General features: G+C 31.1%; 11 protein-coding genes, 1 rRNA gene and 2 pseudogenes. 6 read left to right on the plus strand and 8 right to left on the minus strand.

The window, feature by feature from the left end; genetic code table 11:
* Positions 1-3 precede the first annotated feature (3 nt).
* The 4 genes from ACWUD1_RS02145 to rsmI all read right to left on the minus strand — a co-directional run bounded on the left by ACWUD1_RS02145 (position 4) and on the right by rsmI (position 3,871).
* Positions 4-1,540 (minus strand): 16S ribosomal RNA (locus ACWUD1_RS02145).
* A 143-nt stretch (positions 1,541-1,683) separates the two neighbouring features.
* Positions 1,684-2,247: a magnesium chelatase domain-containing protein gene (locus tag ACWUD1_RS02150; RefSeq protein WP_472756884.1), complete on the minus strand. Its 564-nt coding sequence runs from the start codon at positions 2,245-2,247 to the stop codon at positions 1,684-1,686.
* Positions 2,157-3,083 (minus strand): ATPase domain-containing protein, encoded by a 927-nt coding sequence (locus tag ACWUD1_RS02155; RefSeq protein ID WP_472756885.1) that lies wholly within the window; start codon positions 3,081-3,083, stop codon positions 2,157-2,159. Before ACWUD1_RS02155 ends, ACWUD1_RS02150 begins: the two co-directional genes overlap by 91 nt.
* Positions 3,084-3,187: 104 nt before the next feature.
* On the minus strand, positions 3,188-3,871 hold the full coding sequence (rsmI, locus tag ACWUD1_RS02160) for a 16S rRNA (cytidine(1402)-2'-O)-methyltransferase (RefSeq protein WP_472756886.1): 684 nt from the start codon (positions 3,869-3,871) through the stop codon (positions 3,188-3,190).
* A gap of 292 nt (positions 3,872-4,163) precedes the next feature.
* On the opposite strand from rsmI, the gene ACWUD1_RS02165 reads away from it, so the two are divergent.
* Positions 4,164-4,484 carry a hypothetical protein gene (locus ACWUD1_RS02165; RefSeq protein WP_472756887.1) on the plus strand — a complete coding sequence of 107 codons (321 nt, stop codon included), beginning with the start codon at positions 4,164-4,166 and terminating at the stop codon, positions 4,482-4,484.
* A gap of 12 nt (positions 4,485-4,496) precedes the next feature.
* Here the strand turns inward: ACWUD1_RS02165 and ACWUD1_RS02170 are convergent, their stop codons facing one another.
* Positions 4,497-4,883, minus strand: coding sequence for a DUF1893 domain-containing protein (locus ACWUD1_RS02170; RefSeq protein WP_472756888.1), 387 nt, complete (start codon positions 4,881-4,883; stop codon positions 4,497-4,499).
* A gap of 114 nt (positions 4,884-4,997) precedes the next feature.
* Here ACWUD1_RS02170 and ACWUD1_RS02175 point away from each other — a divergent pair, with 114 nt between their 5' ends.
* From ACWUD1_RS02175 to ACWUD1_RS02185, 3 genes are all read left to right on the plus strand, one after another.
* Entirely contained in the window at positions 4,998-5,576 is a 579-nt protein-coding gene (locus ACWUD1_RS02175) for a YigZ family protein (RefSeq protein ID WP_472756889.1), read from the plus strand.
* Positions 5,577-5,755: 179 nt separating this feature from the next.
* Complete coding sequence (locus ACWUD1_RS02180) at positions 5,756-6,508, plus strand: ParA family protein (RefSeq protein ID WP_472756890.1); 753 nt, start codon at positions 5,756-5,758, stop codon at positions 6,506-6,508.
* Position 6,509: 1 nt separating this feature from the next.
* Positions 6,510-7,235 (plus strand): hypothetical protein, encoded by a 726-nt coding sequence (locus tag ACWUD1_RS02185; protein ID WP_472756891.1) that lies wholly within the window; start codon positions 6,510-6,512, stop codon positions 7,233-7,235.
* Here ACWUD1_RS02185 and ACWUD1_RS02190 read toward each other — a convergent pair.
* From ACWUD1_RS02190 to gyrB, 3 genes are all read right to left on the minus strand, one after another.
* A complete protein-coding gene (locus ACWUD1_RS02190) occupies positions 7,197-7,979 on the minus strand; it encodes a ParB/RepB/Spo0J family partition protein (RefSeq protein WP_472756892.1) in 783 nt (260 codons plus the stop codon). The two genes, ACWUD1_RS02185 and ACWUD1_RS02190, sit on opposite strands and share 39 nt — an antisense overlap.
* 179 nt (positions 7,980-8,158) lie before the next feature.
* Positions 8,159-10,591 carry a DNA topoisomerase (ATP-hydrolyzing) subunit A gene (gyrA, locus tag ACWUD1_RS02195; RefSeq protein ID WP_472756893.1) on the minus strand — a complete coding sequence of 811 codons (2,433 nt, stop codon included), beginning with the start codon at positions 10,589-10,591 and terminating at the stop codon, positions 8,159-8,161.
* Positions 10,592-10,602: 11 nt separating this feature from the next.
* Positions 10,603-12,507, minus strand: coding sequence for a DNA topoisomerase (ATP-hydrolyzing) subunit B (gene gyrB, locus ACWUD1_RS02200; protein WP_472756894.1), 1,905 nt, complete (start codon positions 12,505-12,507; stop codon positions 10,603-10,605).
* A 250-nt stretch (positions 12,508-12,757) separates the two neighbouring features.
* Here gyrB and dnaA point away from each other — a divergent pair.
* A pseudogene (gene dnaA, locus ACWUD1_RS02205) lies at positions 12,758-14,226 on the plus strand (chromosomal replication initiator protein DnaA).
* Positions 14,227-14,450: 224 nt separating this feature from the next.
* Positions 14,451-15,610 (plus strand): annotated as a pseudogene (dnaN, locus tag ACWUD1_RS02210) (DNA polymerase III subunit beta).
* The last annotated feature ends 6 nt before the right edge of the window (positions 15,611-15,616 follow it).

A 15,616-nucleotide genomic window follows, 5' to 3' on the forward strand; every position in this document is an offset into this window, starting at 1 on the left:
TAGAAAGGAGGTGATCCAGCCACACTTTCCAGTACGGCTACCTTGTTACGACTTCACCCCCCTCACTAAACATACCTTAGATACCTTCCTCCCTTGCGGGTTAGAATAATAGCTTCGGGTATCCTCAACTCGGGTGGTGTGACGGGCGGTGTGTACAAGGCCCGAGAACGTATTCACCGTATCATTCTGATATACGATTACTAGCGATTCCAACTTCATGAAGTCGAGTTTCAGACTTCAATCTGGACTGAGACCTGCTTTATGCGTTTTGCTTCACATCACTGCTTCGCGTCGCTTTGTACAGGCCATTGTAGCACGTGTGTAGCCCAGGACATAAGGGCCATGATGATTTGACGTCATCCTCACCTTCCTCCGGCTTATCACCGGCAGTCTCGTCTGAGTCCCCATCTTTACATGCTGGTAACAGACAATAAGGGTTGCGCTCGTTGCGGGACTTAACCCAACACCTCACAGCACGAGCTGACGACAACCATGCAGCACCTGTATACAGACCCCAAACGGGGAATAGTTATCTCTAACTACATCCTGTATATGTCAAGCCCTGGTAAGGTTCCTCGCGTATCATCGAATTAAACCACATGCTCCACCGCTTGTGCGGGCCCCCGTCAATTCCTTTGAGTTTCACTCTTGCGAGCATACTCCCCAGGCGGCACACTTAACACGTTAGCTTCGGTACTAACCTTTCGATTAACACCAAGTGTGCATCGTTTACAGCGTAGACTACCAGGGTATCTAATCCTGTTTGCTCCCTACGCTTTCGTGACTCAGCGTCAGTCTTGACCTAGAAGTTCGCCTTCGCCTCTGGTATTCTTCCTGATATCAACAGATTCCACCCTTACACCAGGAATTCTAACTTCCCCTATCAGACTCTAGTCATGCAGTTTCTAGCATAGCTCCACAGTTGAGCTGTGGTATTTTACGCATAGACTTACATATCCGCCTACTCACCCTTTACGCCCAATAATCCCGAACAACGCTCGCCCCTTACGTATTACCGCGGCTGCTGGCACGTAATTAGCCGGGGCTTATTCATAAATTAACGTCATCACTCTGTCATTTCCTACAAAGCTTATTCCTCATTTATAAAAGAACTTTACAATCTTTCGACCTTCTTCGTTCACGCAGTGTCGCTCCGTCAGGCTTGCGCCCATTGCGGAAGATTCTTAGCTGCTGCCTCCCGTAGGAGTCTGGACCGTATCTCAGTTCCAGTGTGACCGTTCACCCTCTCAGGCCGGTTACTTATCATAGCCTTGGTAGGCCTTTACCCCACCAACTAGCTAATAAGACGCAGACTCATCCACAAGCGAAGCTTTAAAGGCTTCCTTTCATCAATTAACAACTTAATTGACCTTATTCGGTATTAGCTACTATTTCTAATAGTTATCCCCATCTCATGGGCAGATTATCCACGCGTTACTCACCCGTTCGCCACTGAATGTATTGCTACATTCCGTCTGACTTGCATGCTTAAGACGCACTGCCAGCGTTAGTTCTAAGCCAGGATCAAACTCTTCGTTATTTTTATTTTGTCAAATTTAAAAATTAACAGGTTATTTATTTTATTTGGCTTTTAAACCTTACTTAACTCTTCCCTTCTCTTCTCTTCCAACTTTTAACATCAACTCTTACTACTTTATAATATAAAATATGATTTGTCAACATTTAATATTTATTTTTTATATTAATATTTTTTATCTGATTACTCTTTTGTGTTGCACTATTTCTCATTAGCCTCTTAGCAACACCGAAAACATTACCCATACCTTCATATCCATTATAACGACCATCCCTTAAATTAGCACCTAAAACCCTTTTAAATCCAGCTTTCCGGGCTGCCAAAACTTTACTTTCAATATTAGAAGATGCCTTAATTTCTCCTGAAAGAGAAATTTCACCTGTAAAGATTAATTCTTGATTTACAATGATATTTGTCTTAGAAGAAAGCAGTGCGATTAAAACAGCAAGCTCAATTTCTCTATCATCTACTCTAAGTCCCCCAGAAACATTAACATATACATCATCATTACTAAAATTAAGATTCAAATATTTATTAAGAACAGCTAAAATTCTTGATATCTTTCTAGAATCTATTTTCTCAGAAAAAATTCTGGGAACATTCATATTAGTCCTTGTAACTAGAGCCTGTATCTCAACAAATAAAACTCTGCTACCCTCATTAATAATGCCAATAGCAATACCTGATGATACTTCTTCCTTTTTTTCCAAAAAAATAGAAGATGGATTTTAACCTCAACAAGTCCCAAACTCGTCATTTCAAAAATACCTATTTCATTAATAGCACCAAACCTATTCTTAGTAGCTCTAAGCATACGCAAAGACCCCTCTGCCTCCTCAAAATAAAAAACAGAATCTACCATATGTTCTATCATTTTGGGTCCGGCCAAGACACCTTCTTTTGTCATATGTCCCACTAAACATAAAGCTATATTCTTACTCTTTGACCACTCTACAAGTTTATAAACACAATGTTTTAATTGCGCCACCCCTCCAAGACTACCTTGCACTTCTCTTGAATGCAAGGTTTGAATAGAATCAACAACCATAAAGTCAAGTTCAACATTTGAAAGCATGTCCATTAAAGAATCAACATCCGTTTCATTAGTCATAAATATGTCAGCAAAAATCTTAAGTCTATTTGCTCTTAGTTTAATTTGTGGAATTGATTCTTCACCTGCAATATAAAAAACATTCTTGCCAGCAAATGACAAAATATTAGAAATTTGAAGCAAAAAAGTTGATTTTCCAATCCCAGGGTCCCCTGATATCAAAATTGCACTACCAATTACAATTCCAGCACCAAGAACTCTATCAAATTCCTCAATACCTGTTAAATGCCTAACATTATCAATTTGCTTAAAATCTTTTAAAGATACAATCTCATTCTTAAATTCAATTAAATTGCTCGAATAGCTAGATTTAAACTCAGTATAACTCTCTAAACTTTCCCAACTAAAACACTCAGGACACTTCCCTAACCATTTTAAAGATTTATATCCACAATTTAAACATTTGTACATTACCTTGTCTTTATTTTTTGCCATAAGTAATTAATCAATAAAATTTTTTCACTTAAAATCAATGATAAAGCTATTTTTCATTTTTAAACTCATTTTGCAACTTAAACTTCTAACTTAAACAGAATATACTAATTATATAATCTTTTAGATTTCCTACTAACCAAAACAGTAAATTCTCCTTTATTTTTATTATTCTCTTCAAAATACTTTCTTAATTCTAAAGGTTTGCCAATTTTGTATTCCTCATATAATTTCGTCATTTCACGTCCAACAAGAACATTAGCATCTAAATTGACCAAAGAAATTTCAGACAACAACTTCAAAATCCTATGACTAGATTCAAGAATAATAAATGCGTCTCCTCTATTGTAAAGCTCCTCTATTCTCTTTAACCTCTTTACTCCCTTGTTTGGCAAAAATCCCTCAAAGACTATAACTTTATCTTTAAAAGGATTTACACTAATAATCACATTAAAAGAACTAATGCCTGGAATAGGACAAACTTTATACCCATTTTTAAATACCGCATCAACAAGCAACCCACCAGGATCACTAAGACAAGGTGTACCCGCATCACTAACAAAAGCTACACTTTTACCAATAGATAAGTATTCCAACAACAAATTAATTCTCTTGTGTTCTGTTATTGCATTACAAGAAACCAACTTCTTAACAATACCATAGTGCGATAAAAGTCTCTTAGTAATTCTTGTATCCTCAGCAAATATAATATCAACCGACTTCAAAACATCAATTGCACGATACGTAATATCATCTAAATTGCCTATAGGTGTTCCTACAACGTATAACACACAATCTCCTTAAAACTTTAAAATACAACTTATTAAACTGCAAAAACTTAACTAGCTTGCACAAAATAATATTTAATCCTAGTCATCAAAAATTAAGTTCATAAAAAATTTTCCACAAATTAATCATCTCGCAATATATTATAATTTAATAAAAATACTTATTTTTTATGTGATCACACTAATAAAATATTTATTTTTTATGTGATCACACTAATAAAATATTTATTTTTTATGTTATATTTATATTGTTATTTAATTTTAACAAGTGAAAACTAAAAGGCGGTAAAGTTTTATGTTTAAACTCATTAAAAAGATATTCGTAATTTACTTTCTATGCATTACACTTACTGGGCTTGTTATGGTTTTCATCGACAGCAAATTCTCTGCAACAGAAACTGCTCAAAACAATAAAAATCAAGTTGTCAAACATACAATCAATCCAAATTTAATGCTCCTTACCTCTGCAGTTGGGGGTTTTTTAGGAATTTATTCTGGAATATGGCTTTTTGATTATGGGAAAGATAATTTTTACTTAAGTTGGGGAAGCTTGATAATATTAATATATAATATAGGATTAATTCTTTCTGTATATTCCAAAGCAAAAAATAAATAAACTAAAGTTTTATTAGCTGGTGACAATAATTCCTCTCTTAATCATATATTTATACACCTCCTCTGGGTTTTCTAAGCTTTCAATTAAATTCTCAGTTTTATCATTTATCCTCTCTACCAATTTTTTAAAAGTCACTTTTATGCCTCTACTTTCTAAAAAATCCTTTGCCGGTTGCACAATAATACCTGCTTGAACATTCTGAAGTCCAATATTGTAAATAATGACAGCAGCGGCTTTCCCTACAACCTTATCATAAACTTCTAAACCTTCTTTATTTTGAATATATTTATTGATAAAATTATCAACTTCTAAGAGAGGTTTTAACCCTCTTTCCATATTAGAGTAAAGTATTCTATGCTCCTTAAACAATCTTAACGTAGGATTTAATCCTGATATCATTTCTAACCCCTCTTAAACACTTACACCTAGAACCTATACAAAAGCAATCATTATTATGATATACATAAATTAAAAATACTTCAACATAAAAAATATGATATATTATTAAATTAAATGATATTAATTCCTAAAGAAAATACTTATATAAAAATTGAAGTCAAAAAATCAATTTTTTTATCATATCTCTTCTATGTAGAACAAAGAGAAGAAATAAACAAAATATTAAAAAAATACAAATTAAAATTTAAAAGCGCAACGCATGTAGTCTACGGATTTAGAATTGGTAGTTCAAATTCATTTATAAACGGAATGAGTGATGCCGGAGAACCAAAGCTAACAGCCGGAAAACCCACTCTGGATGCCATATTAAATAAAAATTTAACAGATACTTTAATTATTACAATACGTTATTTTGGGGGAACTTTGCTTGGAAAAGGGGGGCTTATTAAAGCATATTTCAAAGCAGCACAAGAAGTAATTATAAAATCAAAGCTTATAGAAAAGGAAGAAAATGAAACATTACATCTCAATCTAAATTATAACCAGTATAATTTGCTTACACGAATGAAAAACAAAATGAGAATTAAAATTACAGATGCAAGTTTCTTAAATAAAATAACTACTACAATACAATTTAGCATTAAAGACAAGCAAAATATTATAGCATTTTTGCAAGAAAATTCCCTAATTTAATTTAATTTAATTATCTTATTGCAATAATTTACAATTTATAGACATATAATTAAATTAAATGTCTATTTATAAAAATAGTTTTTATTTTTTAAGAAAATTTTACATGTTACTATTATCATTTTTGCTATTTATGTTTTACAATAAAGTATTATTAATATACACAACAAGAGAAAATTTTTATGAAAATAATATCCATTATTAATCAAAAAGGCGGTGTTGGCAAAACAACTAGTTCTATAAACATTGCCTATTCAATGACACTTTGCAATAAAAAAATACTCCTAATAGACATTGATTCACAAGGAAATACAAGTAGTGGAGTTAACATTTTAAAAAAAGAAAATACAAATTCAAGTTATGAACTTATACATAAAAAGAAAAAAATCAAGCCTACTAAAAATTTCAATATAGATATCATTCCTTCAAGCCTCAAATTAGCACTACTTGAAAAAGAATTGATACACAAACTTGCAAGAGAAAATTTCTTAAAAGATGCTTTAAAACAATATAAACAAGATAGGTATGATTTTATTATTCTTGACTGTCCTCCTACCCTATCAATACTTACAATAAATGCTCTTGTCGCAAGTCAATATCTTTTAATACCAATAGAAACAGAATTCTTTGCTCTTGAAGGTATCAATCAACTATTAGATACAATAACTGCTGTTAAACAAATAAACAAATCCCTAGAAATTGCTGGTGTGTTTATAAATAAATATGACATTAGAAACAAAAGCAAAGAAAAATATATTAGTTATCTAAAAAAAGTATTTAAAGAAAAATTTTTAAATACAAAAATAAGAAAAAACATCAGCATTTCCAAATCTCAAGAAGAAAATATACCAGTATATATGTATAACAAAGAAAGCAATGCTGCTAAAGACTTTCTAAAGCTTACAAAAGAAATAATGGAGAAAATTAACAACTAAAATGTCAGATAACTTAGACACCCTAATGACCCTCATGGGTCAAAAATTACAAAAAAATGCAAAAGAAGAAATCACCTTAGAAAAACAAGAATTAATTGTCATTCAAAACAAAAATTTTAAATATGAAAAATTAGATAAAGAAATAGCCGATTTCTTAAAAACGAAACAATATGAAATCTTTAATATATTCAACAATGCCTATACAGAAATTGGAAGGATATTAAAAGAAGCTCAAGAAAAACTACGTGGAAATAATCAATATGATGGACTTTTTTACAAATGGTTTACAAGTATGGGCTTTAAGAAAGATAAGGTTTACTCATTAATATCAAGATATGAGCTGCTTGTCGAAAATTCCGACAAGCAGCTCATAATAAAAAACCTACCTCTATCACTATCTTATGAAATTTCCAAAAAATCGTGTCCTATCCATTTAAAAATGGAAGTCCTTAATGGCAAGATAAAATCTTTAAAAGAATTTAAATCACATTACAAAAAAAATGAACTAAATCAATCAAAACTTAAGATCAATTTAGATAAAAAACATATCAAAAAAGAAGATATTATAAAATTAACAGAACTATTATTGCAAGAATTAAAAAATATCAAACTAGACAATATAGAAAATAAAAAAGAAATTTTAATTATTTTAAAAGAAATACGACAAAAAATAAATTATATAAAAAAATCACTTCATACTGTCAAAGATGGAAATAATTCTTTTTAAATCAGATGATGTGAAATAGCTTATCTCGATTTTACCCTTTTCTTTATTTCCCTTAATACTTATTTTAGTTTGCATTCTACTTATTAAAAATTCCTTAACACTATTTAAAAAAGGATCTCTTAAAATTTCTGAATTATCATTAACGGATTTGTAAAAATTTTTAACATAATTTTCTGCATCTCTAACAGATAATTTCTTTTTTATCATTAAAAGATACAGTCCATATCTATCCTGATTATCTTTCAATGATAACAAAACTTTAGCATGCCCCAATGATATTTCTCTCTTATGTAAAGAATTTAATATTTCCTGTTCAAGTTCTAAAATTCTAACTAAATTAGCAATATGAGATCTATTTTTACCAATTTTTTCAGATAAAACTTTTTGAGTCAAAGAATGCTTATCCATAAGGTTCTTATAAGCATAAGCCTCTTCAACAGGGGTTAAATTTTCCCTTTGAATATTTTCAATCAAAGACATAAAATCTTTATTTTTTCTAGTAGGTTCTATTTCTATAATAGGAATTTGCTCCATACCGATTAATTTAGCGGCTCTAAATCTTCGTTCACCTATAACTATGTTATACCTACCGTTTTCATGAAAAACAACAATAGGTTGCAATATTCCATGCTCTCTTATAGAAATACTAAGTTCTTCAAGCTCAATAAGATTAATAGACTTTCTAGGTTGTGCCTTATCTACATCTAAAAGATTAATATCTACCATTTTAAAAGTCTCTTTCATTTTATCAAAACCCTCCTTGTAATAATACAAAATTTCATAAAGTTGTTCTATGTTAATTTCGAATAAAGAAATAGCAATAAAAAAGAATGTTCCACGTAGAACATTCAAACAATACAACAAAACAATAAAAAAGAATGTTCCACGTAGAACATTCAAACAATATACATAAAATTAATTTATTATTTAATAAATTTTGCAACAGATATTAATTTATCTCCCTCAAGAGATAATACTTGCATTCCTCTAGCATCCTTACCTTGCTCAGATATTTTATCAGCCAATGTGCGTAAAACTTTAGAGCCTTTACTTATAAACAATATTTCATCGTCATTGGCAACCGTAATGGCATCAACAACCTCGCCCGCTTTCTCATCAGATTTCTTGTAACAGGTATAACCAGTAGCTCCTCTTTTAAGCTCAGTCACTTTAGCTATTTCTAATCTTTTTCCATATCCATTTTCAGAAACAATTAAAAGATGAGATCCCTGCTTTACGGCTAGTGCCTTAATCAGTGTATCACCCTCTCTTACTTTCATACCAGATACACCTTGAGTTCCCCTATGTGTGAGCCTCACATCATTTGCATTAAATGCAAACGCATTACCCTTCTTAGAAATACAAATAATTTTTTCATCTTTAGATACAACCTCAGCAGCTGTAACAAAATCTTTGTCATCAAGTTTAACAACAATAACACCTCTTGATTTAACAGTTTTAAAATTTTCTGTTTCAATACGAGCTATTTTCCCATTTGCAGTTGTTATTAACAAGTAATTCTCCGATGATAATTTATCGCAACTTGCAATAGTCAATATTTCTTCTTTTTCCCCCAAATTAATAAGCTCACGAATATTTTGTCCTTTTGAAGTTCTCGAAATATCTTTAATTCCATACACATTAATCACATAAAGCTTCCCTTCATTCGAAACCATTAATAAAAAATCATGAGTATTTACACATAAAGCAATATTAACTTGGTCTTTGTCTTGCAAGTCAAAAGAACTAAGGCCCTTACCGCCTATACCTTGAAGCTTATACTCATCTTGTAAGATTCGTTTAATGAAACCTTGCTTTGTAAGAATAACAATAACATTTTCCCTCTGCATTAAATCTGACATACTGGTTTTTAAAACCTCCTCATCATAAATTATTTTTGTTCGGCGCTCATCGCCAAATTTAAAACTTAAATTAATAACTTCTTCTCTCACAATACTTATAATCCTTTCCGGACTCGTAAGAATATCCTCATAATCTTTTATTAAAGCTAAAATAACTTTAAATTCGTCTTCAAGTTTCTCAACCTCAAGAGAGGTCAATTTATGTAATTTCATATCCAGTATAGAATTAGCTTGGATTTCTGATAAATTAAATTCTTTAATAATACATTCTTTAGCATCTCTTACAAGCCTAGAAAATCTTATTATCTCTATTATTCTATCAATATTTCTTAAGGCAACATTTAATCCTTCAAAAATGTGAGCCTTCTCTCTTGCTTTCTTTAAGTCGAACTCCACCCGCCTTCTAATAATTTCTTTTCTATGCTCAATAAATGCAGATACAAGTTCCTTTAAATTTAACTGTCTTGGGATCCCATTAACGAGAGCCAAGTTATTTATGCTAAAATTTTTTCTAAGCTCAGTATACTCATAAAGTAAATTCATAACAACATGAGGATCGAAACCCTTTTTAATTTCAAGGACAATTCTAATACCTTCACGATCAGACTCATCCCTTATATCAGACATACCCTCAAGTTTTTCTTCTTTTACCAACAACGCAATTTTCATAAGCAAAGAGGACTTATTAATAGCATAAGGTATTTGCGTAATTACAATGGCAATCTGATCTTCAAACTTCTTTTCAATATGATATCGAGCGCGAATAACAACACTACCTCTTCCTGTAGTATAAGCTTTGACTAAACTATCATTATAAATGATTTCAGCATAAGTAGGAAAATCCGGGCCTTTCACTATTTCAATTAAATCATAAACAGAAACATCATCGTGATCTAACATATAAACTATGGCATCACAAATTTCCTTCAAATTATGTGGAGCCATGTTAGTTGCCATTCCAACAGCAATTCCACTAGAACCATTAACTAATAGAAAAGGAAAAGCAGCTGGCAAAACTTCAGGCTCAAATAAAGAATCATCATAATTGGCTTTAAAATCAACAGTGTGCTTATCTATATCTCTAACAAGCTCTTCGGCGATTTTTGCCATACGAGCCTCAGTGTACCGCATAGCAGCGGGAGGATCTCCATCAATAGAACCAAAATTACCCTGTCCACTTACTATAGGATATCTTAAAGAAAAATCCTGAGCAAGCCTTACAAGTGCTTCATAAATAGACTGATCGCCATGAGGATGATATTTACCAAGAACATCTCCAACAATCCTTCCGGCTTTTTTAAATGCCTTCTCAGCTTTAAGACCCATTTCATGCATTGAGTAAAGGATCCTTCTATGAACCGGCTTAAGTCCATCCCTCACATCAGGAAGGGCTCTTGAAACAATAACAGACATTGCATAATTTAAATATGAAGTCTTAACCTCATCTTCTATTTTTATATTTAATAGTTGTTCTTTATCTTCTTCGGTTACCATTAATGCTCCAATTACACATCTAGATTTACTACATCCAGCGCATGCTGTTCAATAAATTCTCTTCTAGGTTCAACATCATCTCCCATAAGAGTAACAAAAATTTTCTCAGCCTGCATAGCATCATCTATTTCTATTAATTTCATCTTTCTAGTAGCAGGATTCATAGTAGTTTCCCAGAGTTGTGTAGGATTCATCTCTCCAAGTCCTTTATATCTTTGAAGACTAACTTTATCTCTCTTGTCCGTCTCAATTGAAGCTAAGAAAATTTCCTTTGTTAAGTCATCATAAAAATAATGAACTTTATTTTCATATTTAATCTTGTAAAGAGGTGGCATAGCTATATACACGTGTCCATTATCAATCAACTCTCTCATATACCGAAAGAAAAAAGTAAGTAGCAATGTGCGAATATGGGATCCATCAACATCAGCATCCGCCATAATAATAATCTTATGATAACGAAGTTTTTCAATAAAAAAACTCTTTCCAACACCAGCTCCAAGAGATGCAATTATTGGAATAAGTTTATCGTTCGTAATAACCTTATCCTCTCGCGTCTTTTCAACATTAAGCATTTTGCCCCACAATGGCAAAATAGCCTGAGAAAACCTATCCCTTCCCATCTTTGCACTTCCCCCCGCAGAATCACCCTCTACAATATAAATCTCTCTTTCAGCCGGATTCTTAGATGCGCAATCTGCCAATTTGCCAGGCAATGCTAAACTTTCAAACGCACTTTTTTTTCTCTCAGATTCCCTTGCTTTCCTTGCTGCCTCTCGAGCACGAGCAGCTCTTATTGCCTTACCAAGAATAACATCTACTTCTAAAAGATTAGCACCAATAACTCTTAAAAGTCCATCATATACAATATTTTCAACAATCTTTTTTATATAAGAATTTCCCAATTTTCCCTTAGTCTGACCTTCAAATTGAGGTTCTGGCACCTTAATAGAAATTACCGCTGTTAAACCTTCTTTAAAATCATCTAATGTAAGAGTTGGAACATCCTTCTTGCTTATCTTTGATTCCTTAAACACTTCATTCATAGCCTTAAAAAACCCACTCTTAAAGCCAGCAACATGAGTTCCCCCTTCTCTAGTATTAATATTGTTTACAAACGATAAAATATTATCCGAATATCCTTCAGTCCATTTAAGACCAACACTAACAACAACATCATCAAAAGTCCCTTCAATAAAATAAGGTTCACTTTGAATATTTTTGCTATTATTTGTTATATAATTTACAAAAGCTTTTATTCCCCCTTCAAAATAAAATTCTAAAAACCTCTCTCTTTCTAATCTTTTATCTTCAATTGAAATTCGTATCTTATCATTTAAAAACGCAAGTTCCCGCAGCCTTTTTGACAAGGTTTCAAAATCATATTCTAAAGTTTCAAAAATCTCAGAGTCAGCTAAAAAAGTAACTTTAGTACCTCTAGAAGAACTTACGCCAACAATCTCAACTTCAGATGTTGGAATACCTTTTGCATAAGTCTGCTTAAAAACCTTCTCATCTCTACTAACAATCACTTCTAAAAAAGATGATAAAGCATTAACAACCGAAATTCCAACCCCATGAAGTCCACCAGACACTTTATAGGTACCTTTATTAAATTTTCCTCCAGAATGTAGCTTAGTTAAAACAAGTTCAAGTGCACTAATTCCTTCCTCTTCATGAATATCTGTAGGAATACCTCTACCATTATCACTTACTGTTATAGAATTATCCAAATTTATAACAATCTCTATCTTATCACAAAACCCTGCCAAGGCCTCGTCAATGCTATTATCAACCACCTCATAAACCAAGTGATGTAATCCATTAATTGAAACGGAGCCAATATACATACCAGGTCTTCTTCTAACAGCTTCAAGGCCCTTGAGCACTTGAATATTACTAGCAACATAATTCATAAACCTTCCACGCAATTAATCATAATATAGATATAAGCAAATTCTACATTAAAAATGATTTAATATCCATTAAATCATACAAATTACAAGACATATTTAACTTTGTCCTACACAAACAATAAAATTTCAATATCCACAAACAGTTAAGATAATGTGTTCCAGTTCATTATTATACTATATACTTATGTATACATATACTAATAATCAAAAAGATATAATAATAAAGTGCCAAAATAAATGGGGATAAGATATGCAAGAAGGAAAAAATATATGGAGCTTAATTTTAGCAGCAATAAGAAAAGAGCTTTCTGAGGAAGAATTTTACATATGGTTTGAAAATTTATATTTCACAGATGCAACTAACACTAATATAACAATATCTGCTCCAAATTCTTTTCATAAGAATCAAGTAGAAAAAAGATTTTCTAAAAGAATAAGAGAAATTCTCATTGAAAAAGGCCATAATACAATCAATGTTGAGTTTATAAATCCACAAAATGAAACCGCAATCCATAATACAGAATCTAACATAATATCACAAAATACCTCACTAAAAGATTCTCCTGCACACCCTCCAGCTCTGTCTGAAAATAATTCAACCCTTAAAATGCACAATCAACATATACTAGCAAACACAAAAAAATATACTATAAAAGAAGAAATCCATACAAAGTATAAAAATCCATTTCTTAAGAAAAAGTATACATTTGAAAATTTTATTACAGGTCCAAATAATAAACTTGCATATAATGCGAGTGTATCAATTGCAAAAAATCCTGGTAAAAAATATAACCCCTGTCTCATTTATGGTGGCGTTGGTCTTGGTAAGACACATTTGCTTCAAAGCATAGGAAACAAAACAGAAGAATTACACAGAGAACTTAAAATACTCTATGTAACTGCTGAAAATTTTTTGAATGAATTCGTAGAAAGCATAAAAACAAATGAAACAAAAAGATTTAAAAAGAAATATCGACATCTAGACATGTTACTACTAGATGATATTCATGACTTACAAAAAAAAGAAGGCATACAAGAAGAGCTATTTCATACCTTTAATGCTCTTTATGAAGATAATAAACAAATGGTATTTACATGTGATAGACAGCCTTCAGAACTCATCAATTTCACAGACAGACTAAAGAGCAGATTTACAAGGGGATTAAATGTAGACATATCAAAACCAAATTTTGAACTAAGAGTAGCCATTATAGAAAAAAAAGCAGAAGAAGATGGAATTAAAGTTCCAAAAAACATTCTTAACTTAGTTGCCAAAAAAGTTACAACAAATATAAGAGATCTGAAGCTGCTGTAACAAAATTAAAAGCACACATAGACCTTGACAATATAGAAATTGATACCAATATAGTAGAAAAAATAATTAAAGAAATTATAGCCTATGAAGGCGATAACACAAATACACATAACAAAATAAATATTGATAGCATAAAAAAAGTCATCTTAAGGGAACTAAAACTCACCAATAAAGATATTGAAGGTAACAGTAAAAAACCTGAAATCACAAAAGCAAGACATATTTATGCTTATCTTCTTAGGAATTTTACAGAGCTTTCAACAATTGAAATAGGTAAAATTATTGGGGGCAAAACCCATTCAACGGTCATTTATTCAATAAATAAGATAGATAAAGAGAGAAACAATGACCTAGAAATTAACAATTTAATCATAGAACTTATGAACAAAATAAACAAAAAATAATAAAATTCATAAAACTTAAAATACTTTTGAACAAGTTGAACAGAAAATTCATCAAAAAATACAAATAATTAGACATATCTATTTGATTATAATATAATCAAATAGATAGAATTCGACAATTAAACAGCCTTCTACTAATACTACTATTTAAATATAATAAATAAAAAAATTTAAGTTCATCCAATTTAATGAACAATAATTAATACAAGAGGGGAGTAAAAACATTGAATGAAAAATTTATACTATGCGATACAGAACAAATCTCGAATGAGATTGAAAAAGCTAAAAGCATAATTTTAAACAGAAATATAAATGATATATGGAGTGCTATACTGCTTGAAGTAAAAGACTCTAATTTAACTATAAAGGCAACAGACAGAAACATTTTTTTTGAAAGCACAATCCCAATTGTCTCAACTGCAAATTTTAATGTACTAGTTAATGCTTCCAACTTTTCAGATGCTGTAAAAGCATTAAATCTGTATAATGAAATAAAAATAAAATTTATCGAGAATGAAAATAGACTAAGCATTACCGGAGAATCAGAAAATAAAGATACCAACTATACAAACGATTACTTAAATGAACCGACTTTTTCTAACGAAGAAATTGAAAATTATAATTATGATATTAATGGGGAAACTTACAATTTCACAATTGAATTAGATCAAAAAGATTTAAAAAAAATTATAAATAAAGTTTCGTTTTCAGCGGGATTTAATAATCCTAAGGATGTTTTAAATGGAATTTATTTCACAAAAGACAAAAACTCTTTATTAACGCTTGTTTCTACTGATACGCATAGATTGTCTGTTTATAGATCAGAATTAATCTTAGAAGAGGAATTTGGCTTTATTGTGCCTAGCAAGATGTTTAGTCTTTTAAAACAAATGATGATAGGGAAAGGTGTAATAAAGATCAAGGTTTCTAGTAGAAAATTTTATGTTGAATTTAATAACTATAAAATTGCTTGCAGTCTGATAAGCGGTAACTATCCTGATTATGAATCTGTTATTCCAACTGAACAGCAGAATAGAGTACTGTTTGATGCCAATATTTTAAAAGACAGGCTTTCAAGAATAAATTATTACGCAGACAAAAGGTCTAGAAAAGTGATTTTTAATTTTCAAGGAGATCGACTAAGCCTTAAGGCAGAAATCCAATTACAGGTAGAAAGGGAGAATTTATTGTACAAGATCCCAGTTATAATTATAATGGAGTTGATGCAGTTGTAGCTATGAATAGTGCTTATCTTGTGGAAGCAATGGGTATATTTGATACTTCAAAATTAGAGATAAAATTTAGTGCAGAAGCTATATTAAAATTAAGTGATCCAGATAATTCTGACTTTATTCATTTAATTATGCCCTTGACATTAGACTAAAATTTA

The sequence above is a fragment of the Borrelia tillae genome, assembly GCF_055693965.1.

Coding starts and splice junctions, on each gene's coding strand:
- ACWUD1_RS02170 (WP_472756888.1), bottom strand. CDS start 4,883: ATGATATCAGGATTAAATCCTACGTTAAGATTGTTTAAGGAGCATAGA.
- ACWUD1_RS02175 (WP_472756889.1), top strand. CDS start 4,998: ATGATATTAATTCCTAAAGAAAATACTTATATAAAAATTGAAGTCAAA.
- ACWUD1_RS02165 (WP_472756887.1), top strand. CDS start 4,164: ATGTTTAAACTCATTAAAAAGATATTCGTAATTTACTTTCTATGCATT.
- gyrA (WP_472756893.1), bottom strand. CDS start 10,591: ATGGTAACCGAAGAAGATAAAGAACAACTATTAAATATAAAAATAGAA.
- ACWUD1_RS02180 (WP_472756890.1), top strand. CDS start 5,756: ATGAAAATAATATCCATTATTAATCAAAAAGGCGGTGTTGGCAAAACA.
- ACWUD1_RS02185 (WP_472756891.1), top strand. CDS start 6,510: ATGTCAGATAACTTAGACACCCTAATGACCCTCATGGGTCAAAAATTA.
- ACWUD1_RS02190 (WP_472756892.1), bottom strand. CDS start 7,979: ATGAAAGAGACTTTTAAAATGGTAGATATTAATCTTTTAGATGTAGAT.
- gyrB (WP_472756894.1), bottom strand. CDS start 12,507: ATGAATTATGTTGCTAGTAATATTCAAGTGCTCAAGGGCCTTGAAGCT.
- ACWUD1_RS02155 (WP_472756885.1), bottom strand. CDS start 3,083: ATGGCAAAAAATAAAGACAAGGTAATGTACAAATGTTTAAATTGTGGA.